Below are 25,589 nucleotides of genomic sequence, written 5' to 3'. Positions count from 1 at the left end.
TGGTCCCGCCAGCACGGGCCGGTGTCAGGGGAGGTGCCCATGAAACTGTCCAATACGCTGTCCGCGCAACTCGACGATCCGCGCCTGTTCCGTCAGCACGCCTACGTGAACGGCAAGTGGACCCACGGCGACAGCGGCCGGGAAGAGACGGTCTACGATCCGGCCACGGGCGAGGCCATCGGTTACATTCCCTGGCTCGACGCCCACCAGATCCGCGAGGCCGTGGACGCTGCCGATGCGGCTTTCGCCCAATGGCGTGCATTGCGTGCCGACGAGCGCTGCGAGCGCCTGTTGGCCTGGCACGATCTGCTGCAGGCCAACCGCGAGGACCTGGCCACCCTCATGACCCTGGAGCAGGGCAAGCCGCTGCCCGACGCACGCGGTGAAGTCGAATACGGCGCCAGCTTCGTGCGCTGGTTCGCCGAGGAGGGCAAGCGTACCTTCGGCGAGACCATCCCCAGCCACATTCCCAACGCCACGCTGGGCACGATCAAGGAGCCGGTGGGCATCGCCGCGCTGATCACACCGTGGAACTTCCCGCTGGCGATGATCACCCGCAAGGCCGCCGCCGCCATGGCCGCCGGTTGTCCGGTGATCGTCAAGCCGGCCGGCGAGACGCCGTTCTCGGCGCTGGCACTGGCCGAGCTGGCCGAGCGCGCCGGCATCCCCGCCGGGGTCTTCAATGTGGTGCTGGGCGAGCCCGCGGAGGTGTCGAAGATTCTGTGTGCCGAGGAGCGCGTCAAGGCGCTATCCTTCACCGGTTCCACTCGCGTCGGGCGGCTGCTGCTGGAACAGAGCGCGCAGACGGTGAAGCGCGTCTCGCTGGAGCTGGGCGGCAACGCACCGTTCATCGTCGGCCCGGACATGGACCCCAAGGAGGCGGCCTTCGCCGCGGTGGCGGCCAAGTTCCAGACCGCGGGCCAGGACTGCCTGGCGGCCAACCGCATCCTGGTGCACGAGTCGATCCATGACGAGTTCGTCGCGCACTTCGCCGAGCGCATGGCGGCATTGACCGTGGGCAACGGCATGGAGAGTGAGGTCGACCTGGGGCCGCTGATCCACCGCCAGGCGGTGGACAAGGCCTCGGCCATCGTCGACGACGCCATCTCCCGCGGGGCCACGCTGGTGGCTGGCGACCAGACCCGGGCGCCGGGCGAGAACTTCTTCATGCCCACGCTGCTCACCGGCGTGACGCCCGAGATGAAGGTGTGGCGCGAGGAGAACTTCGCCCCGGTGGCCGGCGTGACCGCCTATCGCGACGACGATGAGGTGATCGGGATGGCCAACGACACCGAGTACGGCCTGGCGGCCTACGTCTATACCCACGACATCCGCCGCATCTGGAAGCTGCTGCGGGCGCTGGAGTACGGCATGGTCAGCGTCAACTCGGTGAAGATGACCGGCCCGCCCGTGCCCTTCGGCGGCGTGAAGCAGTCGGGGCTGGGCCGCGAGGGCGGCATCACCGGGATCGACGAGTATCTCGAGACGAAGTATTACTGCCTGGGGGCCTTGGGGTCTGTATCGGGGAGCTAGCTGCGCTTCGGCCTAGCGTTGTTGAACCGCTACCGTGAAATGCTCATGGACAAAAGTCCACTCCGCTTTCCCGGCAGCGCTTCGCCTAGCCAGGCCTTTGCTCGCAGAGCTCCCGGCTCGGCAGCCCAACCTTGAGCAATACAAACGAATTGAACATCTCCCCGCTGCGGCGGGGACCTGATAGAGAAGAGAGAGCACCATGAGCCAGCAGCACCGCGATCTGATCGAGCGCGACCGCAAGGTCACCTTCCACGCCTCCACCCACCTTCGCGACTTCGCCCACGGCGACGCGCCGGGCCGGGTGATCACCGGCGGCAAGGGCATTCACATCGTCGACAAGGACGGCCGCGAGTTCATCGACGGCTTCGCCGGGCTGTACTGCGTCAACATCGGCTACGGCCGCACCGAGGTGGCCGAGGCGATCTATCAGCAGGCGCTGGAACTTTCCTACTACCACACGTACGTGGGCCACTCCAACGAGCCGCAGATTGCACTGTCCGAGAAGATCATCGAGCTCGCCGGCCCCGGCATGTCCAAGGTCTACTACGGCCTCGGCGGCAGTGATGCCAACGAGACCCAGCTCAAGATCGTGCGCTACTACAACAACGTGCTGGGCCGCCCGCAGAAGAAGAAGATCATCTCGCGCCAGCGCGGCTATCACGGCTCGGGGCTGGCCACCGGCTCGCTGACCGGCCTCAAGGCATTCCACGACCAGTTCGACCTGCCGCTGGCCGGCATCCTGCACACCGAGGCGCCGTACTACTACCACCGCGCCGCCGAGCAGGAGGCCATGAGCGAGCGCGAGTTCTCCCAGTACTGCGCGAAGAAGCTGGAGGAGATGATCCTGGCCGAGGGTCCCGACACCGTGGCCGCCTTCATCGGCGAGCCTGTGCTCGGCACCGGCGGCATCGTGCCGCCGCCGGAAGGTTACTGGGAAGCGATCCAGGCCGTGCTGGCCAAGTACGACGTGCTGTTGATCGCCGACGAAGTGGTATGCGGCTTCGGTCGTATCGGCGCCGACTTCGGCAGCCATCACTACGGCATCAAGCCCGACCTGATCACCGTCGCCAAGGGTCTGACCAGCGCCTATCAGCCGCTCTCCGGCGTGATCGTCGGCGACCGCGTATGGAACGTGCTGGAGCAGGGCACCGGCGAGTACGGCCCCATCGGCCACGGCTGGACCTACTCCGGCCACGCCCTGGGCTGCGCCGCGGCGCTGGCCAACCTGGCGATCATCGAGCGAGAAGGGCTGACCCGGAACGCCGCCGAGACCGGCGCCTACCTGCAGCAGCAGATGCAGGCCGCCTTCGGCGATCATCCCATCGTCGGCAACGTGCGCGGCGTGGGCATGCTGGCCGCACTGGAGTTCTCCGTCGACCCGGCCAAGCGCAAGCACTTCGATGCCGCGCACAAGGTCGGCCCGCGCATGTCCGCGGCGGCGCTGGACGAGAACCTGATCGCCCGCGCCATGCCCCAGGGCGACATCCTCGGCTTCGCGCCGCCGCTGGTGGCCACCCGCGCCGAGGTCGACGAGATCGTCGCCCGCGCCGAGCGCGCGGTGAACAAGGTCACCGACCAACTGGTCCGCGAAGGTGCCGTCAAGGCCAGCATGTCGGTCGGCTAACTCTTCCAAGCTGGATCAAAGGCCGCGGGGATCGAACCCGCGGCCTTTTTCTTGGCCCTTGCCGGCAACCTTTTCTAGTCTGGAAAAACCTCACCCCTTGCAACGAGCCGTTGAGACTGCATCGCCATGTCGCAACCTCAGCACGGTGTTTCCCTCGCTTCCGTGTACCAAGCGCGTCGTCGCATTGCCGGTCAGGTGGTGCGTACGCCGCTGATCCGTTCCCAGGCGCTCTCCGAGCGTTTCGATGCCGAGATCCTGCTCAAGCTGGAAACCCAGCAGCCGACCGGCGCCTTCAAGCTGCGCGGCGCCGCCAACATGATCGCCGCGCTGATCGAACGCCACGGCCGCGACGCCCTGGCTGCCGGCGTGACCACGGCATCCACCGGCAACCACGGCCGTGCGGTGGCATACGCCGCAGCCCGGCTCGGCGTACCGGCGACGATCTGCCTGTCGCGGCTGGTGCCGGCCAACAAGGTGGCCGCCATCGAGGCGCTGGGCGCCGAGGTGCGGCGCGTGGGTGAGAGCCAGGACGAGGCCTTCGGCGAGGTCGAGCGGCTGGTGTGTGAGCGCGGCATGACCCTGATCCCGCCCTTCGACGACCCGCGGATCGCGGCCGGGCAGGGCACCATCGGTCTGGAACTGATGGAGGATGCCCCGGACCTCGACCGAGTCATCGTCGGGCTCTCCGGCGGCGGGCTGCTCGGCGGCATCGGCGCGGCGGTAAAGGCCATTCGGCCCGAGGCGAACATTACCGGAGTGAGCCTTGCGCACGGTGCGGCCATGTGGGAGAGCCTGCAGGCGGGCCGACCCGTGGCGGTGGAGGAGGTCGCAAGCCTGGCCGACTCGCTGGGCGGCGGCATCGGCCTCGACAATCACTGCACCTTCGAGCTGGTACGCGAGGTGATGGACGACCATTGCCAAGTCTCGGAGGAGGCCATCGCCCATGCCATGGTCGATATCCTCGAGCACGAGAAGCTGCTGGTGGAGGGAGCCGCCGCGGTGGGGCTTGCCGCGTTGGCTGCGCATGGCCTCGACGTGCGCGGTGAGCGAGTGGCGTTGGTCCTGTCCGGCAACGGCGTGGCGCTGGAGACGCTGGATCGGGCGCGGGCCATGGTCGGACGTTGAAGAAGAGAGCCATTGTTCAGCGCTTCCTGGATTCGCTCTTGGCTAACAAGGAGGAGAGATGAGGCTCTATCAGCGTGACGAAATCGCAGCAGTGATCGGTATCGATGAGCAGGCGCTGCGTCAGGTCGAGGCGGGTTTCGCTGCCCTGGGTCGCGGCGAGGCTATACAGCCGCCAATCCTGTCGATGTCGATGGAGGAGTTCAATAGCGAAGTCGACGTCAAGACGGCGCACATCAAGGGCTGGGAGCACTTCGCCATCAAGGTCAGTACCGGCTCCTTCGACAACACCAAGCGCGGCCTGCCAAGCCTCAGCGGCTTGATGATGCTGTTCTCCGCCGAGACGGGACGGGTCGAGGCCGTGTTGTTCGACGAAGGCTACCTGACCATGGTGCGCACCGCCGTTGCCGGAGCCATCGCCGCGAAGCATCTCTCCCGCGAAGACAGTCGTCGGGTGGCGGTGATCGGCGCCGGCGAGCAAGCCCAGCGTCAGATCGAGGCACTGCGTCTGGTACGAAACGTCGATACCCTGGACGTCTGGGCGCGCCGCCCGGAAGGTGCCGAGGCCTATGCCGATCTCATGCGCAGCCGTGGGTTTACCGTCAGCCTGCACGACAGCGTTCACGCCGCCTGCGCGCAGGCCGACATCATCGTCACCGCCACGCCGTCGCGAGAGCCACTGCTGCACGCCCGCGACCTGCCCGAGGGGGTGCACATCACCGCCATGGGGTCGGACAGCCCCGACAAGCGCGAACTCGACGAGTCGGTACTGACCCGCGCCGATGCCTTCGTCTGCGACACTCGCGCCCAGAGCGAGCACAACGGGGAACTCAAGGTCTTCGCCGGGCAGGAACGCGAGCCGCCGTTCAAGGTTCATGAGCTGGGTCGGGTGATCGAACGCGGCGAACGATTGCGGGTCTCGGACACCGCCATTACGGTGTGCGACCTGACCGGCACGGGGGTACAGGATACCGCCATCGCCGGCTTTGCACTGTCGCGTCTCGGCGAGGGCTAGTACCGCCGTCGACTCATTCGGGGGTGAGCGGAATACGGCCGGCTTGTGTCAGGCCGAATCGCATCTCATGCTGTTGTCTATCCCCACGACAAGGAGCGCTGCAGATGGCAACGGTTCTGGCCTTCGACGTGTACGGCACCCTGATCGACACCCATGGCGTGGTCGCCGAGTTGGAAAAGCGGCTCGGCAGCTCGGCTGACAGGGCCTCGCTGGCCCCCGAATTCTCACGCCGTTGGCGCGACAAGCAGCTGGAGTACAGCTTCCGTCGTGGTCTGATGGGCGCCTACGTGCCTTTCGATCAATGCACACAGGAGGCGCTGGAATTCACCGACCGCGTCTTGCAGACGCGACTCTCCGAGGTCGACAAGGAACACTTGATGGCGGTCTATTCCCGCCTGCCGGCCTTTCCCGAGGTAGCCGACGCGCTGGCGCGCCTGACGGCAACCGGGATGCGCTGCGTGGCCTTCTCCAACGGCACTCGGGAGGCGGTCGAGGGGCTGCTCGAGCAGGCCGGCATCCGCAGCCGCTTCGAGGATGTGATCAGTGTCGACGAGGTGAAACGCTTCAAGCCCGACCCGGCCGTCTATGCGCATCTGCGTCATCGCCTGGATGTCGCCCCCGGCGATACCTGGCTGATTACCAGCAATCCTTTCGACGCGATCGGCGCTCGGCATGCCGGGCTGCATGCCGCCTGGGTGCGGCGCAGCCTCGACGCACCCTTCGACCCGTGGGGCATCGAGCCCGACCTGACCGTGGCCGAGCTCGACGCGCTGGCGGAGAGGCTGGGCTAGGATAATATTCGCTGTCCTTCACACTGAATGACGCCAGCGTGTCGATGCGGATCGGCCGGCGTCAACGTCTCCTCCGATGTCGGTCAGTGCGCCTCGACCGGGCGCAACAGCAGGGCTGCCAGCGGCGGCAGCGATAGTGCCAAGCTGGCGCCCTGGCCATGAAGAGGCATGTCATCGGCCATGACGCGGCCCATGTTGCCCAAGTTCGTTCCCCCGTAGCACTCGGCATCGCTATTGAAGATTTCCTCCCACTCACCGGTATGGGGCACGCCCAGTCGGTAACCTTCGCGGGGAACCGGCGTCATGTTGGCGATCACCAGCAGTGGCTCGCCCGAGGCGCTCCATCGCAGCCAGGCAAAGACGCTGTTGGTGTTGTCGTTGCCCACAACCCAGGTGAAACCCTGAGGCTCGCTATCGCACTCGTGCAGTGCGGGCTCCTCGACGTAGAGTCGATTGAGATCGGCGATCAGCCGACGGATGCCGGCATGGCGGGGCTCGCCGAGCAGCGACCAATCCAGCTCGCGGTCATGGCTCCATTCGCGCCACTGAGCGAACTCGCAGCCCATGAACAGCAGTTTCTTTCCGGGCTGGGACCACATGACCGAGAGATAGGCGCGCAGGTTGGCGAATCGCTGCCACTCGTCCCCCGGCATCTTGCCGATCAGCGATCCCTTGCCGTGCACCACCTCGTCGTGGGAAATCGGCAGGACATAGCGTTCGGAAAAGGCGTAGACCATCGGAAACGTCATGTCGTGGTGCGCATAGGAGCGGTATACCGGATCGTTGGCCATGTACTCCAGGGTATCGTGCATCCAGCCCATGTTCCATTTATAGGCGAAGCCCAGCCCGCCCTCGGCGGTCGGCCGGGTGACGCCGGGCCAGGCTGTGGACTCCTCGGCGATGACCATCGCCCCTGGCGCCTCTTCGGCGACGACATCGTTGAGGTGGCGGAGGAAGTCGATGGCCTCCAGGTTCTCGTGGCCCCCGTACTTGTTGGGAATCCACTCGCCTTCCTGGCGCGAATAGTTGCGATAGAGCATCGAGGCAACGGCATCGACGCGCAGCGCATCGACATGAAAGTGGCGCAGCCAGTGCAGCGCCGAGGCCAGCATGAAGCCGTGCACCTCCCGCCGGCCCAGATTGTAGATGAAGGTGTCCCAATCCTGATGGAAGCCCTCGAACGGATGCTCGTATTCGTACAGGGCAGTGCCATCGAAGCGAGCCAGGCCGTGGGGGTCGGTAGGGAAGTGGGCGGGCACCCAGTCGAGAATCACGCCGAGTCCCGCACGGTGGCACTCGTCGACGAAGTAAGCGAAGTCGGCGGGCGTGCCGAAGCGCCCGCTGGGTGCGAATTGGCTCAGCGGCTGATATCCCCAGGAACCGCCGAACGGGTGTTCCATGATCGGTAACAGCTCGACATGAGTGAAGCCCATCTCGGTGACATAGGGAATCAGGGCCTCGACCAGCTCCCGCCAGTTGTAGAGTTCGCCGTTGTCACCGCCGTGCTTGCGCCAGGACGCGGCATGCACTTCATAGATGCTGATCGGGCGATTCGGCTCCTGCCTTTCGCCGCGCTTGGCGAGCCATTCATCGTCATGCCAAGTGAACGGTCGGGTGTCGGCGACTACCGAAGCGGTGTGTGGCGGGGTCTCGGTGGCGAGCGCCACGGGGTCGGCGCGCAGGCCGAGTGCACCCTGCGCGTCGAGGATCTCGTACTTGTACGACTCGCCCGGACCGATGCGTGGTACGAACAGCTCCCACACCCCGGCGGGGTGGCGCAGTCGCATGACATGGCGTCGCCCGTCCCAGCCATTGAAATTGCCGACCACCGATACCCGCCGGGCGTTGGGTGCCCACACGGCGAAGCGAACACCCTCCACGCCATCCACGTCCATGGGCTGGGCGCCTAGGCAATGCCCCAGGTTGCGATGAGTGCCCTCGCCGATCAGATAGAGGTCCATCTCGCCTAGCAGCAGGCCGAAGCTGTAGGGGTCCTCAGTGATCTGCTCGCCTCTGGGCCAACGGATACGCAAGGTATAGGGCGCGGCGTGCGGCAGCCGGGCCGCGAAGAGGCCGGGAATCTGAATCGCCGTCAGGCTGCAACGCAAGGCTCCGTCCACGCGATCGAGCACATCGACACCCAGGGCGCCGGGCAGGAAGACGCGCAGAAGGTTGCCCTCGTCCGTTTCGTGAACCCCAAGCACCGAGAACGGGTTGCGGTGGGTCCCGCGTGCCAGCGCCTCGGCATCGTTCTCCGATAACCACAGAGCGCGATTCAGCATGGGTCTGGCAGTGACGTCACTCATTGGGTTCTCCCGGGCTCAGTTGGTCGACGAGGGCTGCCAGGCTACGCAGCGGTACACCCAACCAGGTGGGGCGATTGGCGGCTTCATAGGCGATTTCGTAAGCGGTCTTCTCCAGCACGAAAAGATCGACCGCCGCCGCCGCCCCGCGCGAATGCTTCCACTCGTGCGGCATGTCGAGCGTGGCCTGCCAATAGGCGTTCAGGAACGCCTGGCGTCCTCGCAGCAGGAACTGCTCCGCCACCTCATGGCCGGTGACGGTCTGGGCGTCCTCGCCTTCGTTGCCCGGCTGCGCCTCCTCCATCTTGGCGTAGGCGTAATCGAAGGAGCGCAGCATGCCCGCTACATCCCGCAGCGGACTGTCCTTGGCGCGACGCTCCTCGAGTGGGCGGGCCGGTTCACCCTCGAAATCGATGAAATAGGCGTCATCGTGGGCCACCAGTACCTGGCCGAAGTGCAGGTCGCCATGAATGCGAGTGACCAGGCTGCCCTCGGCAAGCCCTGCCATCGTCTCGATGGCCTCCATCAGCGTATGGCGCTTGGCCAGGATATCGCTGGCCAGTTGGCGCTCGGCGTCGCCGGCGGTGCTCCCGTGACGTTCGAGCAGCGCCAACGCCTCCTCGATGCGTTCGTGCACACGCTGTTTCCAATGCGCTACGTGCGTTCTTCCCGCGATTTCGGGAGCGAAGGCAGGGTCGGGACTGGGCGCGGCCAGCGCCATGTGCAATTCGCCCAGCCGGCTTCCCAGGGTCACGGCAAATTCCTCGAGCTCCTCGAAGGCGCCATAGCCTGTTTCCTCGCGACCGGTGTCGAGTCCCTGCTCCCTGTCGACGACCGCCTCGCGGATCGCTCGGCCCAGGGTACTTCGCGTCCACGACCAGGCATCGCCCTGATTGTCGATGAAACCCTGCAGGATCATGAGTGTCTGGGGAGTGCCCTGTTCATCGAAACGGGTCACCTCGCCATGCAGCGGTGCGATATGCGCGAAGCCCAGCTCGGTGAGATGGCGGCCGATTTCCGCCTCCGGGTGCAGGCCCGGCTCCAGGCGCCGGAACACCTTGAGAACGAGTTGATGGCCAATGATGACCGAACTGTTGGACTGTTCTGCGGCCTGCTGCGCCACGTCGGGGTGCTCGGGCAATTCCATCTCGGCGAAGGTCGACGTGGGCAGGAAGCGGATTTCGCCGAGATCGCAGGTGAGGCTGGCCCCCCGGCGCATGGCATCCAGCACCGCCAGAGCGAAGGCATCCAGCGTCAAGGCGTCGGTCAGAAGCCCGATTTCGTGAAAACGGCGGACCCTCGCGATGGCCAACTGTTGCGGTAGGGCATTGGTCTGCTCGTCCTCTCCGAGGAACGCCAGCGGCAGCTGATAGCGCTCGCTACCCTGGGCGTGAGTCACTTCCAGTTCGCTGATCAGCAGCGAACGCTCCTGGTGCTCGAGGCGAGCCAGGTAGAGCATGCGGACCTGATCGATGCGCACCTGCTTGGCGGCAAACCAGCGCCGCTTGGGCAGGTAGCTGGGTAGCGTCTCGCGCTCGAGCAGCTGCCGCGAGGTTGGCTGGAAAATTTCCTCGAGACGTCGCTTGATGATCAGCGTGACGTACTCCGGCATCGGCTCGGGTACCGGTACGTGCCACTCCGGCATGGCGGTTTCCGGTGCCAGCAGGAACCAGAAGTAGCCATATGGGGGCAGGGTGAGCAGGTACGGCATTCTTCCAATCGGCGGAAAGGCGCTGCCGCCCACCATCTCGACGGGCACCTGACCGGCGAACGAGGAGAGATCCAGCTCGACCGCCTGGGCGGTACGCCCCACGTTGGCCACGCACAGCAGCGTTTCCGTTCGGCCATTGTCGAGAGTCATTTCGCGCAGGTAGGCGAGAACATGGCGGTTGGCCGGATATAGCAGGCGCATGGTGCCGCGGCTGAAAGCGCGATGCTGGGTGCGTACTGCGATGAGCCGCCGCATGTTATGAAGAAGTGAGTGCGAATCGCGCACCTGGGCCTCGACGTTCACGGTTTGATAGCCGTAGAGCGGATCCATGATCGGCGGCAGCACCAGACTTGCCGGATCGGCTCGGGAGAAGCCGCCGTTGCGGTCCACCGTCCATTGCATCGGGGTGCGCACACCGTCACGGTCGCCCAAATAGATGTTGTCGCCCATGCCGATCTCATCGCCGTAGTAGAGCACCGGTGTGCCCGGCATTGACAGCAACAGACTGTTGAGCAGCTCGATCCGACGACGGTCGCGCTCGAGCAGCGGCGCCAGGCGTCGACGAATGCCCAGATTGATGCGCGCCCGGCGGTCGGCGGCGTAGTGGTTCCAGAGGTAGTCGCGCTCCTTGTCGGTGACCATCTCGAGCGTCAACTCGTCATGATTCCTCAGAAAGATCGCCCACTGACAGATGGCGGGAATCTCTGGTGTCTGACGCAGGATATCGGTGATCGGGAAACGGTCCTCTTGGGCCAGCGCCATGTACATGCGCGGCATCAGCGGAAAATGGAATGCCATGTGGCACTCGTCGCCGTCGCCGAAGTAGGGGCGGGTATCCTCCGGCCATTGGTTGGCTTCGGCCAGTAGCATGCGGTCGGGATAGCGCTCGTCGATCACCGCCCGGATCTTCTTGAGCACCTCGTGGGTCTCGGGCAGATTCTCGTTGTTGGTGCCCTCGCGCTCGACAAGATAGGGAATGGCATCCAGGCGCAGGCCGTCGACCCCCATGTCGAGCCAATACTCCATCACCTTCAGCACTTCGTCGAGCACCTGGGGGTTGTCGAAGTTGAGGTCCGGCTGGTGCGAATAGAAACGATGCCAGTAGTAGGCGCCTGCCACCGGGTCCCAGGTCCAGTTCGATGACTCGGTATCGAGAAAGATGATGCGTGTGCCCAGGTATCTCTGGTCGGTATCCGACCAGACGTAGAAATCGCGTTCCGGCGATCCCGGCGGCGCGCGCCGCGCGCGCTGGAACCACTCATGCTGATCGGACGTGTGGTTGATGACCAGTTCCGTAAGCACGCGCAGGCCGCGTCGGTGCGCTTCGTCGATAAAGCGCTGGGCATCCGCCAGGGTGCCGTAATCGGGGCTGACGCCGGTGTATTCGGCGATATCGTAGCCATCGTCGCGGCGTGGCGAGGGGTAGAACGGCAACACCCAGATCGTGTTCACTCCCAGGCCGACGATATAGTCCAGTTTCTGGATCAGCCCTTCGAAGTCGCCGATGCCGTCGTCATTGGCATCGAAGAACGACTTGACGTGGACCTGATAGATCACGGCATCCTTGTACCAGAGGGGGTCGTCGAGAAACGCGATGGTCTCGACGGCATGGGTTTCGCTGCTGGCATCCATCATTGGCGTATCTCCCTGCGTACAGCGGTGACTAGCGGACCGGACGAATGCGCCAGATGGCGAATGGCAGATGGGCCGGATCGAGGCGCATCGATTGCCACTTGCCTTGCCATGTCCAGCGATGCCCGCTCATGAGATCCTCCCCATACAGTGCCGCATCGTCGGGTAGACCGTACTCCCAGAGAGGCAGCTCGAACGCGCCTTCCTGGGATTCGAACGGGTCGAGGTTGATGGCGACGAGAATGAAGTTGTCGCGCGTCTCGGTACGCTTGCCGAAGAACAGCAACCGGTCGTTGTGCACCGGGTAAACGGCCAGTCCCAGGTGGGTCTGCAGCGCCGGGTTCTCGCGGCGGATGCGGTTGAGCTGGGCGATTTCGTAGCTGATGTTGCCGGCTGCGGTGTAATCGCGCGGGCGGATTTCGTACTTCTCCGAATCGAGGTACTCCTCCTTGCCCGGTACCGGCTCGCCCTCGCACAGCTCGAAACCCGAGTACATGCCCCAGGCGCCTGCCCCCATGGTGGCAAGTGCCGCCCGCATCAGGAAGCCGGGGCGTCCCGAGGACTGCAGGAAGTAGGGGTTGATGTCAGGTGTGTTGACGAAGAAGTTGGGGCGGAACCCCTCGCGAAGCGGCGATTCGTTCAACTGGGTAAAGTACTCGATCAGCTCCGTCTTGGTATTGCGCCAGGTGAAGTAGGTGTAGCTCTGGGTAAACCCCAGCTTGCCCAGGCGCAGCATCATGTTCGGTCGCGTGAAGGCTTCGGAAAGAAAGATGACCGAGGGATCGCGGGCTCGAATGTCGGCGATCAGCCACTCCCAGAAGGGCAGCGGTTTGGTGTGGGGGTTGTCGACGCGAAATATCTTCACGCCTTCATCCACCCATCCCTGGACCACGTCGCGCAGTTCGATCCATAAGGACGGAATCGCGTCCTCGGCATAGAAATCGACGTTGACGATGTCCTGATACTTCTTGGGCGGATTCTCCGCATAGCGGATGGACCCGTCGGGGCGCCAGGAAAACCAGCCGGGGTGTTCCTTGAGCCAGGGGTGGTCCGGCGAGCACTGAATGGCGAAGTCGAGCGCGATCTCCAGGCCGTGTTCGGCTGAAGCGCGCACCAGAGCGCGGAAATCCTCTCGCGTGCCCAGTTCGGGATGTATCGCTTCATGGCCTCCCTCCTCGCTGCCGATGGCATAGGGACTTCCGGGATCGTCCGGCCCGGCTTCGAGCGTATTGTTGGGCCCCTTGCGATGCGTCCGCCCAATGGGATGAATGGGTGGGAAATAAAGCACGTCGAACCCCATGTCACGAATCAACGGCAGACGCTTGTGGACATCGTTGAACGTGCCGTGGCGATGGGGAACATCGGTTTCCGAACGGGGGAACAGCTCGTACCAGCTCGAGAAACGGGCCTTGAGCCGCTCCACGTCCAGCGGATAAAGGGCGTCGCTTCGGGTCAGATGAGGACGATCGTCCGCTTCGTGCATCAACTGCGCCGTATCGGCGTCGAGCAGCAGGGCGACCCGTTCGGCATCGGATTCGAGCAGCCGGAAGCGTTCGTGGATGGCCTCGAGGGCTTCCCTGAGTTCGCCTTCGTTACGCTCGATCGCCTGAACGATCTCGCGCCGGCCCTCCTCGAGCTCGAGCCCGACGGACACGCCGGCCTGATGCTTCTTGGAGAGCTCGTAACGATAGGTGGCGTACGTGTCCCACCAGGCTTCGATGAGGAAGCGGTGCCGCCCGATACCATGTGGCGTGAAACGCCCCTCGAAGATGTCCAGACCCGGCGGCTGGGCAGGATGCATGGGCTCGCGGTGCGGATGGCCCTCGGCATCGTACCAACAGACCGCCGCCGCCAGGATGTCATGGCCGTCGGCGAAGATCCTCGCCGTGACGTTAAGCGGCTCGTCGACGATGGCCTTGGCCGCGAATCGTCCATGGTCCAGGGCCGGTTGCACCGACTCGATGGCGATGCGGGGCGCATGGACGGCTGCCAGGACTTGGCTCCGGTCCCGCTCCTGCGCTGAGTTGTCGACGGGTAACGTGTACGGAGTAGAACTCATCGCATGTTCCTCGTGTGTCGCAGCTTTCGACCGGCAGCTGTCAGGCGAATCTCATGCCTCGCTATCCAGAGGACCGGATTCCTGCAGCAACTCGAACAGGACCAGCGAGCGCCCTTCCATCGCGTATTCATCACCGAAGCCGCCGTCCGGGAATTCATCGTCGAAGGATCGGCTGGTATCGAGCCGGCATATCCAACCGATGCCGCGGGGAACTTGGGGCAGGCGGAACGAGAGCGGATCGGGGTGGGCGTTGAACAGGATCAGCAGCGAGCGGTCGTCGCCGGCACGCCGTATGCCGGAGGGACGTGCGCGACCGTCCAGCATTACCCCAAGACTGCTCGCCTCGGGATCCTCCCAGCGTTCGACATCCATCTCGCTGCCGTCGGCGGCGAGCCAGGTCACCTCTTTGAGCCCCATCTCTTCGTTGTACTCGCCGGACAGGAAGCGACCGCGGCGCAGGATGGGGTAATGCAGGCGCAGAGCGATGAGATGACGGACGTACTCGATCATGGCATGGGCGTCGCCGTTGATGTTCCAGTCGAGCCAGCTGATCTCGTTGTCCTGGCAGTAGGCATTGTTGTTGCCCTGCTGGGTGCGCAGCATCTCGTCGCCCGCCAGCATCATCGGCGTGCCCTGCGAAAGCAGCAGGGTAGCCAGGAAATTGCGAATCTGGCGCAGGCGCAGCGCCTGGATGGACGGTTCGTCGGTAGGCCCTTCCTCGCCGTGATTCCACGACAGGTTGTGATCGTGGCCGTCCTGGTTGTTCTCACCGTTGGCCTCGTTGTGCTTGTCGTTGTAGGCCACCAGGTCGTGTAGCGTGAAACCGTCATGGGCGGTAACGAAATTCACCGAGGCGAAGGGGCGCCGGCCACGCCGGTTGAACAGGTCCGCCGAGCCCATGAGGCGTGAGGCGAATTCGGCCAACTGACCATCGTCGCCGCGCCAGAAGGCCCGCGTGGTATCGCGGAAGCGATCGTTCCATTCCGCCCATCCCGGCGGAAAGCCACCGACCTGATAGCCGCCGGGGCCGCAGTCCCAGGGTTCGGCAATCAGCTTCACCTGGCTCAGGACCGGATCTTGACGGCAGGAGTCGAGGAAGCCCCCGCCCTCGTCGAAGCCATGGGGCTCGCGGCCGAGTATCGTCGCCAGGTCGAAGCGGAAACCGTCGACGCGCATCTCCGTAGCCCAGTAGCGCAGCGAATCGGTAACCATCTGCAATACCCTGGGGTGGCTCAGGTTCAGCGTATTGCCGGTGCCGGTATCGTCGATGTAATAGCGCGGCTCGTCGGGCAGTAAGCGATAGTAGGAGGCGTTGTCGATCCCCTTCAGCGACAGCGTGGGGCCGAGCTCATTGCCTTCCGCGGTATGGTTGTAGACCACGTCGAGGATCACTTCGAGTTCGGCGGCGTGGTAGCAGGCCACCATCTGCTTGAATTCGTTAATGTTGTCGCCGGAGAGATAGCGCGAATCGGGAGCGAAGAAACCCAGCGTGTTGTAGCCCCAGTAGTTGCGCCGCCCCTGCTCCAGCAAATGCTGATCGTCGAGGAAGGCGTGGATCGGCAGCAGCTCTACCGACGACACGCCCAGCGAGTGGATGTAATCCACCACTTCATTGACCATCAGTCCCGAGAAGGTGCCGCGCAGCGCCTCGGGAACCGACGGATGCCGCATGGTGTACCCGCGCACGTGGGTCTCGTAGAGCACGGTGCGTTCCCAGGGCTGCTGGATGCCGCGTGCCCGGCCCCAGGTGAAGGCGGGGTCGATCACGCGGCAGCGCGGCATGAACGGCGCGCTGTCGCGCTCGTCGAAGCTGAGGTCGCCGTCGGGGTGGCCGATGGTGTAGCCGAAGAGCGCCTCGTCCCAGGTCAGTTCGCCGACGATCTGTTTGGCGTAGGGGTCGAGTAACAACTTATGGGGGTTGAAACGATGGCCCGCTTGCGGATCGTAGGGGCCGTGGACCCGGTAAGCGTAGAGCTGGCCGGGGCGGGCGTCCGGCAGATAGCCGTGCCACACTTCATCGGTGTATTCGGGCAGCTCGATGCGCTCGAGCTCCTGCGTGCCGGCGTCATCGAATAGACACAGTTCGACCTTGGTGGCGTTTGCCGAGAACAGGGCGAAATTAACGCCCAGGCCATCCCAGGTCGCACCCAATGGAAACGGCCAACCTTCGCGTATGCGGGAGCGGCGAATCACGCCTGGTTGTTCATCGGCGGTCACGGCTTGCTCGTCGCTTTTCGCGTCTTCGCTCGTATTCATTGCACTCGTCCTTGATGCCTTGGGCGTCTCGTCCTGCTTCGCTCAGTCCTTGGGTTTGCTCTTGCTACCTCGGCTCGTGCGCTTGTCTGCCTGGGGCGCGGACGACGATTTCTTCGTTTTGGTTTTCGTCTTCGTCTCTCCGCTGGCGTTCTTGGCGGTGCGCTTGCCTGCCTTGTCGCCGCGGTCGGCGGTCTTTCCCGGTACTTGCGAGGTGTCGGTGGCATCGGGCGCGGTCAGTCCATCGTCGTCGCGACGTGGCTGGCGCCGGCGACGCATGGTGGCGGACTCCGACGGCAGCGGTTCCAACGGGCCCGTCGCGGGCCCGGGGGAGCTTGCCGCCGGCTCCGGGCCGCCGCGGTTGGCGGTATCCTGATCCTGAGCCCCTGTACTCGTCGCCTCCTCGGCCGGAAGGGGGCGGGTCGAGGCCGCGGTGGGCGCTTCGTCGCCTCCGTCGGGAGGCGGACCGGCGCGATCCTGCACCGGCGTGTCCTGCCCTGCGACCTTGTCGTCGCGGTAGGGAATCTCGTCGAAGTCGGGCTCGCCGTCCGGTGCATCCAACGGCAGGCGATTCTCCTGAATGCCCACCTCGTCGTCCTCGAGCGGCAGGTCGTCGTCGAGAAGCGGCGGTTCGTCCACCGGCTCGCCGACGTCCTCCAGTTCGGCGTCGATGCCTTCGGCCTGTTCGGCCGCTACGATCTTCAGTGCCATGTCCCAGTGGCGCTGCTGCTGTCCCTCGGGGCGCCCTTCGGATTCCCAGATCTTGTAGGCCAGGTTTCGTACGCGTTCTTCGTCAGCCATCCTAGCTCTCCCTTTGCAAGTGCATGTCTCGTACGTAAACGCCGACGGGCAGGTCCTTCAGTAGTTCCGCGACGGCGGCGCTGCCTCTCTCCATTCTCAGCGTGGTATCGGACAACGCACTTTGCCAAGCGCCACGCTCCTCGTCGGGCAGCACGACATGGCTATCGCCCCAACGCTGCGGCGGCACATGGGGATGGTCGGCGCCTGCCAGCCGTTCGCTTGCCAGGCGTGGTACCACCACCAGCAGCTGGCGGTCGCCATGGCAGCGCAAGAACGCCACCAGCCGCTCGCCGTGCTCGCCTCCGGTGCGCAGCTCGCGGTAGTCGCCATGGACGAACAGGTCGCGTTGGGCATGGCGCAGCGCCAGTAGCCGCTCGATAAGAGCCTGTTTGATGCGTCCGTCCCGCCAGGTAGCCAGTGCCGCTACGGGGTCACGCCCTTCGTCGAGCGCCGCCTGCCGCGCGGCGTGATCGACCGGGCGCCGGTTGTCGGGGTCGACCAGGCTGTAATCCCAGAACTCACAGCCCTGGTAGAGGTCCGGTATGCCGGGTAGCGTCAGGCGCAGCGTCGTCTGTACCAGGCCGTTGAGCGCGCCGGTCAGATCGAGCTCGCGGGCCGCCGACTCGATTTCCTCGCAGGGCACGGGCTCGGCGAGCAGCCCTTCCAAGTAACCGCGGCAGGCCGCTTCGTAGGTCTCATCGGGCCATAGCCAGTGGCTGCGCAGCTTGGCTTCGCGTAGCGCCTTCTGCTGCCATTGGATCATGCGCTCGGCGAAGTTCCGCATGGCCGTGCCATCGTGGCGGTCGAGCGTTGGTGGCCAGGCGCCAAGCAGCATCTGGAAGAGGATCAACTCGTCGCCGGGCGAAGGCGCGGGTCCCTGCGGAAGCGCTTGGCGCAGGGGGGAGGCCAGTTCGCGCCAGCGTTTGACCCGCCTGGCGAAACCGGTGGCGTCCTCGCTGAGCGCGGCCAGTCGGGCTCGCACGTCCTCGCCACGTTTGTGATCGTGGGTGGCGGTGGCGACCAGGCCATGGGGGAAATGGCGCGCATGCCAAGCGTTGGCTTCATGAAACTGACGAGGGGAGTGGCTGAAGTGCTCACCATCGAAGCCGACGTCATTGCGCGAGATCAAAGCGGCGCAGCGATAGCCGGCGGTGTCTTCCACGGCCTTGGCCGCCACCGGCGAGGTAAGTTGTTGAAAGCGTACGATGGCGCGCTGGCGAAGCCAGCGCTCATGGGCGTCTTCGGCATCGGCCGGCGCTTCGCCGCCGAGGCAGCGCTCGAGCCACTCCAGCACGCCGATATCGGGTGGGTTCAGCTCGCCGCGGGCACCGGCCATGGCCTGATCGAAGAAGGGGGCATCGAGTTCCGGGCGGCCGCCGTCATCGGCATAAGTGCGGTAGACCGGGAAGTGCACGACCAGCGCCTCGAGGGTGCGCCGAACCGCCGCCAAGGAGATGTCGCGGGTCGCGGGGCGATGTCGGGCCACGGCATGCAGGGTGCGACAACAGGCGTCGAATTCGCTGGCCAGGATGCCGGTGAGCACCTCACGCCGGGCTCGGCGCACTTCGTCGAGGAAATCCGCGTCGCGACCGCTGACATCGTGCCATAAGTCCCACAGCGGATCGGCGCCGGCCGGATCGTGCTGCAGGGCGGATATCTCGTTCATCCGCTCGTAGCCGGTAGTGCCGTCCACGCCCCAGTCGCGATGCAGTGTCTCGCTGTCGGCGAGGATCTTCTCGACGAAGATGGCCACGTGGCGTACGACATGGGGCGGCCGGCGCTGCTGCAATTCGCCTATGCGGGCGCGCAGGCGGCGACAATAGCCGCGTGGATCGGCCAGGCCGTCGACATGATCGATGCGTAGCCCATCGACCCAGCCTTGTTCCACCAGGCGCAGCGGCAGGGCATGCACCGCCTCGAAGACCTCGGGTTGCTCGACGCGAAGTCCACCGAGTTCAGCGATATCGAAGAAGCGCCGCCAGTTGATCTCATCGGCGCCCGTACGCCACCAGGCCAGGCGATAGTGCTGACGTTCCAGCAGGTAATGCAGACGAGTCGCGCCGGGGTGGGAGGCGCCATCGAACAGCGCCATGGCCTGCTCGAGCGCTTGCGGGGCGCCTGGGGACGCCAGTGCCTGGCGCAGCTGGCATCGACAGTCGGCCACGGCGGTATAAGCGTCGTCGCGCTGCTGCAGGGCATCGAATCGCGGGGCCATCTCCCGGAGCGCCTCATGCTCGGCCAGGCGCAGGATCTCGCCGTAGTGGCGAGGGTCGATGGGGAAGCGATGCTCGTGGTAGGCGAGGTGAAACGCCATCGATGCCGGTACGTGACGCAGTGTCAGTTCGCCCGAGTGCAGCGTCTCGCCGTAGGGGGCACCGAGAAAGGGCAGCAGCAGCTTGCCTGACAGCAGTGGATCGGGAGAGTGCCAATCGATATCGAAATAGTCCGCGTAAGGGCTGTCGGTGCCCCAGGCGAGGACATCCTGCCACCAGGGATTTTCCGAGCCGCCGACGGCCACATGGTTGGGTACGATGTCGAGGATCAGCCCCATGCCGCGTTCGCGCAGCCGGGCCACCAGTCGTTCCAGCGCCGCTTCGCCGCCGAGCTCGGGGTCGATGCGGGTCGGGTCGACGCCGTCGTAGCCGTGGGGCGAACCGCTGCGGGAAGCCTGCAGTGGCGAGGCATAGACGTGGCTGATGCCGAGACGGGCGTAGTAGTCGATCCACCCGGCGGCATCGTCAAGGGTGAAGCCGCGATGGAATTGCAGGCGTACGGTGGCGCGAATTTCACTCATCGGGGATCCCTCCCTCGTCGTCGCTCCTCGACGCCCGGCGAGCCGCGTTCAGGGCTGCCAGACGTTGGCGCACCTCACCGGAAGCCAGCAGGGCATCGCAATCGTCCGCCCAGCGGCGCCGCCAGTTGGGATGGGCATCGAGGGTGCCAGGCAGGTTGGCTTGCTCTTCCAGGCCCAGGGCATCCTCCACCGGTAGCAGCGCGAGGGGCGATGGCGTGAGACCGAGCTGCCGGGCACAGGCATCGAGTACCTTCGATGTCGCCAGGTCGGCGGCATCGAGCGTGTCCGCCGAGGCATGCCCGTCGAGAAGCCCCAGGGCCCGAGCCAGTCGGGCACGATCCACCCGGCGTACGGCGTGCTCGCTGCGGGCATTCTGTCCTTCGCCGAGCAGCCCGAGGCGGCTGCGCCACTCGATATCGCGGCCCGCCCACCAGCCGGCCACCGTGGGCAGGTCGTGAGTCGAGGTGGTGGCGACGGCGCTGGATGACCATTGCGAAGGCGGCAGGAAGTCGTCTTCGTCATCGCGTTCGAACCACAACACGCGCGTGCCGAGAATGCCGCACGCGGCGAGCCGATCATGCAGGCCGGGGGGGACGGTGCCCAGGTCCTCGCCGATGACGATGGCGCGATGTCGCCAGGACTCCAGCGCCACCAGCCGCAGCAGATCGTCCAGGGGGTAGCGCAAATAGCCGCCTTCCGGTGGCGAGGCCCCATGGGGCACCAGCCACAGGCGCAGCAGGCCGAGAACGTGATCGATGCGCAGCCCGCCGGCGTGGGCAAAACCGGCTCGCAGCATCTCGATGAAACCGGCGAAACCGGAGTTCACCAACCCCTGGGGGGAAAAGGGGGCTAGCCCCCAGTCCTGGCCATGCACGTTGAAGGTATCGGGTGGCGCGCCGATCGACAGACCTTCCAGCATTTCCGCCTGACGGCTCCAGGCCTGGCTGCCGGCCGCATCGGCGCCAACGGCCAGGTCGGCGATCAGGCCGATGGGCATATCGGCTGCCTTGGCCGCGGCCTGAGCGCGACTCAGCCCCTCCTTGGCAAGCCACTGCAGGAAGGCGTGAAAGCCGACCTCATGAGCGTTCTCCGTGGCGAAGCGAATGACCTCGGGATTGTCGGGATCGCGCAGTTCGGTGGGCCACCGGCGCCAGTCGCGCTCCATTCGGTGCTGCTGCAAGGCTTCGAAAACGCAGTGCGCTTCCAGAAAGCGGCCGGCGGAGGTACGAAAGGCTTCCAGGTCCCGGCGAACCTGCGCCGCGTCGTCATCCTCGCGGTGCATCACGTCGTCATAGAGCGAGCGCATCCAGCCGAGCTTTACGTTTGCCGCCCGGGGCCAATCGATTCTATCGTCCGCTTCCAACTGCGCCATGGCGGCAGCGGCCTGGCAGCGGTCGATGGCAGCCTCGACCGCGGCCGCGCCGAGCCGTGTCTCGGGGGCGGCATGCAGCGCGTTGTAGAACAGCCGGCTCGAGGGGGAATAGGGACTGTAGCGCGAGACATCGGCACTGAACATGGCGTGGGTGGGACTGATGCCCAGCGCGGCGGCGCCGGCGCCGGCTGCGTGGCGGACGAGCCGCTCCAGCGCCAAGGTGTCGCCGATGCCGCCATCGCCGGGACGGCGCAGGGCATAGAGCTGAACCGCCAGTCCCCAAAGGCGCGGACGCTCATCATGACCGGCATCGGCCGGGGTGAAACAGCGCGCTGGCGCCACGGCCACGGTGAGCTCGGCATCGGCGATACGTAGGCGATGGTAACCGGCCACCCCGACCGGCGGGAGACGACCGCGTGCATCGAGCCGGTCGTGCAGCAGGTCGCCCTGTTCAAGGGACAAGGTGAACTCGGTGCCGGCGGGAAGCGGCGAGGGCAGATCCGTGACGATGCCACGCTCGGCAGTGATCAGGGGCGGCCATTGCGCCGGCGACTCGGGCCCGCGCAGTCGCTCCAGGCTCGCCTCTATCGCCTCGGCGCTATCGGCAGAATAGCCGAGCCGTGCCAGCAGTTCGCGCTGGGTGGCGGCCGAGAGCCGCTGCGGACGCTCCTCGCTGTCTTCCCATTCCACCATCAGACCGGCGGCCTCGGCGAGTTGCAACAGGCGTGGTTCCTTCATGCACTCAGCTCCTCGTCGCCTGGCTCGGGGCGCAGCCATACCGCTGCGCTGCGAGCGGGGAGATTGCCACTCTCGGCCGACACCGCCACGCCATCGCGGGTCTCGAACAGGCAGCGGCCCACGCCGAAGGCACTGGTGGCGACCGGTCGGTCGCCGAGGTTGACGGCGATGACCAGATGGCTGTCGTCGTTCATGCACCAGCGAGCGACGACGGCATCGAACCCCAGCGCTTCCGCGCCCAGGGCGCTGGCACCGTCGAGTCGGGGCACGATCTCGGCCTGACGGATCGTGAGCAGATGCTGCACCAACGTCAGCCATTCAGCGTGAGACGGTTCCTCCTGGGCGTCGAAATCGGGTCGGGACGCCTCGAAGGTGTCCGCCGCGTTGGGATCCGGAATCGACTCGCGCATGACCGGATCCTGGAAGGCGCCGAACTCGGCAAACTCGGCACGACGACCTTCGCGTACCGCGCGGGCGAGTTCTTCCCGATGATCGGTGAAGAACAGGAACGGGCGGTTGCTGGCCCATTCCTCTCCCATGAACAGCAGCGGCACCATGGGAGAGAGCAACAGCAGCACCGTTGCCGCCTGCAGCGCTCCGGGCTCGGCGAGTCGCGTCAGACGCTCGCCCAAGGCGCGGTTGCCGATCTGGTCGTGATTCTGCAAAAAGACGATGAAGGCGGTCGGCGGCAGATGGGCGCTCGGCGTGCCGCGTGGATGTCCGCCTCGGGTGGGTTGGCCCTGGAAGATGAAGCCTTCGCTCAGGCAACGCGTCAATCCTTCGGTCGGGTTGTCGGCGAAGTCGGCGTAATAGCCCTCGCGCTCGCCGGTGAGCAGCACGTGCATGACGTTATGCCAGTCGTCGTTCCACTGGGCGGTGAAGCGCCCTTCCTCGAGCAGGCCGGCGTCGTTGTGCTCGTTTTCCAGTATCAGGTGAACATGCCGGCCGCCATCGGTACGATTTCGCAGAGTCTCGGCCAGTTCCAGCAGGAAATCGCGCTCGCCGATGGCGTGGACCGCATCGAAGCGCAAACCGTCGAGGCGATACTCCTCCAACCACATCAATGCATTGTCAATGAAGAAACGGCGCACCATGGGGTGGCGGAAATCTATGGCCGGCCCCCAGGGAGTATGACGGTCCTGCTGGAAGAAGGACCCGGCGTAGCGGGGCAGGTAGTTGCCGTCCGGTCCGAAGTGGTTGTAGACCACGTCGAGGAGGACCATCAGGCCGAGACCATGCGCCTCGTCGATCAAGGCCTTGAGATCCTCGGGACGGCCGTAGCTCGAGGCCACGGCATAGGGCAATACCCCGTCGTAGCCCCAGTTGCGGGTGCCCGGGAACTCGGCCACCGGCATCAGTTCGATGGCAGTGACGCCGAGTCGGGCCAGATAGGGTAGGTGTTGGCGCACGCCATCCAGGCCGCCACAAGCGCCGATATGCAACTCGTAGAGGACCGTTTCCTGCCATGGGCGCCCTCGCCAGTCGGCGTGCCGCCAGGCATGGCGAGACGGATCGATGACGATGCTCGGCCCGTCGATACCACCGTCCTGGGCGCGGGCGGCGGGATCGGGGACAGCGATGCCTTCGGGCGCGTCGTCGAGGAAGGTGCGGAAACGGTAGCGCGCGCCATCTCCGCACGCCGCCTCGCCGACGAAGTGTCCGTCCCCCATGTGCGTCATGGTGACGGGCACAAGGCCTTCGATCTCGACATCGACTCGATGGGCGCTCGGGGCCCAGAGCGAGAAGCGGGTCCCTTCGGGACCCATGACCTGCGCGCCGAAGGTGGGTGGCAAATTCTCTTCTCTACTCATCCTGCGGGCTGTACCTCGTGGTGGGCTTCCTCGATGAGTTTGCGGTAGAGCCGGGTATAAGGTGCGATGGATTGACGCCAGTGGTAACGTCCCGTCATGGCCGCGCGGCGCATGGCGTAGAACAGTTCCGTCGCGTGATAGGCGGAGAAGGACTGCTGAACCGCCTGCATGAAGCTGCCTTGGTTGACCTCGTCGAACAGGAAGCCCGTCACGCCATGTTCGATGGTATCGGCCAGGCCGCCGGTACGATGGGCGATCGGCAGCGAGCCGAAGCGCTGTGCGTACATCTGGCTCAGTCCGCACGGCTCGAACCGTGACGGCATCAGCAGGAAATCGCTGCCGGCATAGATGCAGCGTGCTTCCTCTTCATCGTAACCCGTGAAGACGCCCACGGCACCGGGGAAGCGCTCCGCGAGGCGGTCGAGTTCGGCCTCCACCCGGGGCTCGCCGCTGCCGATGAAGACCAACTGGCCGCCCGCCTGGACGATGCTCGGTGCCGCCTCGATGACCAGATCCACCCCCTTCTGGTGGACCATGCGCGACACCATGGCGAACAGCGGGCCGGAACTGGGCACCAGGCCGAAGCGGTGGCGCACGTACTCGGCGTTGGCACGCTTGCCGCGCCAGTCGTTGGCCGAAAAGGCCTGAACCAGGTGCGCGTCGGTACGCGGGTCCCAGGAGTCGTCGATGCCGTTGGGGATGCCGCTGAGTCGGCCCTGCTCGGCCTTGCAGCGAAGCAGACCATCGAGCCCGCAGCCGAATTCGGGCGTGGTGATCTCCTGGGCGTAGGTCGCGCTCACCGTGGTCACGTGAGAGGCATAGACGATTCCGGCCTTCATGAAGGAGAGCTTGCCGTAATACTCCACTCCTTCGATATGGAAGGCGTCGGGAGGGATGCCGAGCGGCTCGAGACGTGAGGCGTCGAACAGGCCCTGGTAGGCCAGGTTATGAATGGTGAATACGCTGGGCACATGCTGCCCGCGCCAATGAAGAAAGGCCGGTGCCAGGCCACAGCCCCAGTCATTCAGGTGCAGCAGACGGGGTTTCCAGTCCAGCCCGGCGTTGCCCGAGGCAATCTCGGCGGCCGCCAGCGACAGCCGGGCGAAGCGGATGTCGTTGTCGTCCCAGCCGTTGCTGCCGTAGCCGCCCGGACCGGTGCCATAGGGGCCTCCTTCACGCTCGTAGAGTTCGGCACAAATCAGCACGTAGAAGACCAAGCCATCGCTGCAGATGATCTCGCCGATATCGCAGGCGGGTAGCTCGGCGTGGGCGGGGACATGGCCGACGATGCGGACGTGATGGCCGGATTGCCACACTTCACGATAAGCGGGAACCAGAATGCGTACGTCATGATGGGCAGCCAAAGCGCGAGGCAGGGCTGATGATACGTCTCCAAGACCTCCGACCTTGACGAAGTCGGCCACTTCAGAAGTAACAAAAAGGATGCTTTGTGATGGGAAATGTTGCGATTCGTTGCTGCGCCTGAATGACGAGTCGTTGTCGCTTCCGCTTACATAGTCCTTCAAGATCGAAGTGCCGGAAGCCGAAGAAACCTCCCGGCCGACTCTGTCATTTTTTGTTTCGGTATTGATGCCCCTTAGCGCCACGTTTCCCATGGCTGACCTCCCTGTATGTCATGATGAACGCTGCCTTATCCGACAGCCTTCTACCCTGTCCGGGTTCCGCGAATTTTGGCAATTCCCCTGCGGCACCCGTCATGCGGACAGCGTGGGCCGTTAAGGCCTTGAATAGATATAGCCTAACTGGGGGAATCAGGCGAAGGAAAAGGAAGCAAGAATTACTGGTCACTCGCGTTGCCATTGCCAGCTTGTGCTCCCATCGAAAGGGAGTGCACGTGTGGGTTGGATGAATCTCTCTCTTTCGTCGCTTTTCAACTCAAAGATCGAGTCATATGAGGAATTGCCAGCTGTTTTGGCTCTGTGCAGAATGAGGCAGGGCTTTCTTACTTGACTCCCTGGTAAGGGCGAGTAACTCACCAGTAGGCAAAGGTTAGGAGACGTTTTCAGCGT

At 65.1% G+C, this 25,589-nt stretch carries 14 protein-coding genes; 5 read left to right on the top strand and 9 right to left on the bottom strand.

Annotated features, from left to right (window positions below):
* Positions 1-39 precede the first annotated feature (39 nt).
* The 5 genes from F0A17_RS07285 to F0A17_RS07265 all read left to right on the top strand — a co-directional run bounded on the left by F0A17_RS07285 (position 40) and on the right by F0A17_RS07265 (position 6,085).
* Complete coding sequence (locus F0A17_RS07285) at positions 40-1,533, top strand: NAD-dependent succinate-semialdehyde dehydrogenase (RefSeq protein ID WP_149327693.1); 1,494 nt, start codon at positions 40-42, stop codon at positions 1,531-1,533.
* 199 nt (positions 1,534-1,732) lie between these two features.
* Positions 1,733-3,157, top strand: coding sequence for an aminotransferase (locus F0A17_RS07280; RefSeq protein WP_149327692.1), 1,425 nt, complete (start codon positions 1,733-1,735; stop codon positions 3,155-3,157).
* Positions 3,158-3,283: 126 nt separating this feature from the next.
* Positions 3,284-4,282 (top strand): hydroxyectoine utilization dehydratase EutB, encoded by a 999-nt coding sequence (gene eutB / locus F0A17_RS07275; RefSeq protein ID WP_149327691.1) that lies wholly within the window; start codon positions 3,284-3,286, stop codon positions 4,280-4,282.
* A 58-nt stretch (positions 4,283-4,340) separates the two neighbouring features.
* Positions 4,341-5,294 carry a cyclodeaminase gene (locus F0A17_RS07270; RefSeq protein ID WP_149327690.1) on the top strand — a complete coding sequence of 318 codons (954 nt, stop codon included), beginning with the start codon at positions 4,341-4,343 and terminating at the stop codon, positions 5,292-5,294.
* A 104-nt stretch (positions 5,295-5,398) separates the two neighbouring features.
* On the top strand, positions 5,399-6,085 hold the full coding sequence (locus F0A17_RS07265) for a haloacid dehalogenase type II (RefSeq protein WP_149327689.1): 687 nt from the start codon (positions 5,399-5,401) through the stop codon (positions 6,083-6,085).
* Positions 6,086-6,168: 83 nt separating this feature from the next.
* Here F0A17_RS07265 and glgB read toward each other — a convergent pair whose 3' ends face one another.
* Genes glgB through glgA form a run of 9 tightly spaced genes read right to left on the bottom strand, consistent with a single transcriptional unit; the run spans position 6,169 to position 25,175 of the window.
* Positions 6,169-8,391, bottom strand: a complete 2,223-nt coding sequence (glgB, locus tag F0A17_RS07260; RefSeq protein WP_149327688.1) for a 1,4-alpha-glucan branching protein GlgB — start codon at positions 8,389-8,391, stop codon at positions 6,169-6,171.
* Positions 8,384-11,734: a maltose alpha-D-glucosyltransferase gene (treS, locus tag F0A17_RS07255; protein ID WP_149327687.1), complete on the bottom strand. Its 3,351-nt coding sequence runs from the start codon at positions 11,732-11,734 to the stop codon at positions 8,384-8,386. Before treS ends, glgB begins: the two co-directional genes overlap by 8 nt.
* A gap of 28 nt (positions 11,735-11,762) precedes the next feature.
* Entirely contained in the window at positions 11,763-13,790 is a 2,028-nt protein-coding gene (locus F0A17_RS07250; RefSeq protein WP_149327686.1) for an alpha-1,4-glucan--maltose-1-phosphate maltosyltransferase, read from the bottom strand.
* Between the two features lie 51 nt (positions 13,791-13,841).
* Positions 13,842-16,046, bottom strand: a complete 2,205-nt coding sequence (glgX, locus tag F0A17_RS07245; RefSeq protein ID WP_149327685.1) for a glycogen debranching protein GlgX — start codon at positions 16,044-16,046, stop codon at positions 13,842-13,844.
* 42 nt (positions 16,047-16,088) lie between these two features.
* Entirely contained in the window at positions 16,089-16,844 is a 756-nt protein-coding gene (locus tag F0A17_RS07240) for a DUF2934 domain-containing protein (RefSeq protein ID WP_149327684.1), read from the bottom strand.
* A gap of 1 nt (position 16,845) precedes the next feature.
* The gene (treY, locus tag F0A17_RS07235) at positions 16,846-19,638 is read right to left on the bottom strand and encodes a malto-oligosyltrehalose synthase (RefSeq protein WP_149327683.1); all 2,793 of its coding nucleotides are present in this window, start codon (positions 19,636-19,638) and stop codon (positions 16,846-16,848) included.
* Complete coding sequence (malQ, locus tag F0A17_RS07230; protein WP_149327682.1) at positions 19,631-21,748, bottom strand: 4-alpha-glucanotransferase; 2,118 nt, start codon at positions 21,746-21,748, stop codon at positions 19,631-19,633. Before malQ ends, treY begins: the two co-directional genes overlap by 8 nt.
* Complete coding sequence (gene treZ / locus F0A17_RS07225; protein WP_149327681.1) at positions 21,745-23,559, bottom strand: malto-oligosyltrehalose trehalohydrolase; 1,815 nt, start codon at positions 23,557-23,559, stop codon at positions 21,745-21,747. Before treZ ends, malQ begins: the two co-directional genes overlap by 4 nt.
* Positions 23,556-25,175 carry a glycogen synthase GlgA gene (gene glgA, locus F0A17_RS07220; RefSeq protein ID WP_149327680.1) on the bottom strand — a complete coding sequence of 540 codons (1,620 nt, stop codon included), beginning with the start codon at positions 25,173-25,175 and terminating at the stop codon, positions 23,556-23,558. The genes treZ and glgA overlap by 4 nt, the downstream gene beginning before the upstream one ends.
* Positions 25,176-25,589: the final 414 nt, after the last annotated feature.

Origin of the sequence: Billgrantia pellis (genome assembly GCF_008297955.1) — a bacterium.
GTDB lineage: Bacteria > Pseudomonadota > Gammaproteobacteria > Pseudomonadales > Halomonadaceae > Halomonas > Halomonas pellis.
The sequence above is the reverse complement of the archived record's forward strand: the minus strand, read 5'-3'. Positions and strand labels throughout refer to the sequence as shown.